This window comes from Aeromonas sp. s2 (assembly GCF_040907935.1).
GTDB lineage: Bacteria > Pseudomonadota > Gammaproteobacteria > Enterobacterales > Aeromonadaceae > Aeromonas > Aeromonas dhakensis.
The window spans coordinates 131,199-131,553 of the sequence record NZ_JBFOCR010000012.1 but is presented as its reverse complement, the minus strand read 5'-3'; the positions used below and the strand labels follow the sequence as shown (position 1 = coordinate 131,553).

At 45.6% G+C, this 355-nt stretch carries 1 protein-coding gene; it reads left to right on the top strand.

From position 1 onward, the window contains the following. Nucleotides 1-20 precede the first annotated feature (20 nt). The coding region (locus tag AB5Y81_RS10370) for a hypothetical protein (protein WP_368146639.1) at nt 21-355 on the top strand (335 nt) is incomplete at its 3' end.

The window sequence follows — 355 nt, the reverse complement described above, 5'->3', positions numbered from 1 at the left end:
ATGGAGGCGCATTATAGGGAGTGAATTCGTTCTGGCAACCCCTCCCCTGCAATAAAATTGCAAAAAACTGCACTTTTTTAGTTATTCATATCCAAGCACAGCTTTTATACAAACTTATCCACAGAAATGATGAGATTGACCTATCTCAGCGCCCTTCTTGCGTAACAAGAAGCAAAGATCTTCATATCTACCTAACTGGATGTCGTGCGCTAACAGACATCACATATAAAGCTGTAGACCTTGACCGGTCCCGGAACAAGGTTGAGGCAGTTGAGGCAGTTGAGGCAGTTGAGGCAGTTGAGGCAGTTGAGGCAGTTGAGGCAGTTGAGGCAGTTGAGGCAGTTGAGGCAGTTGA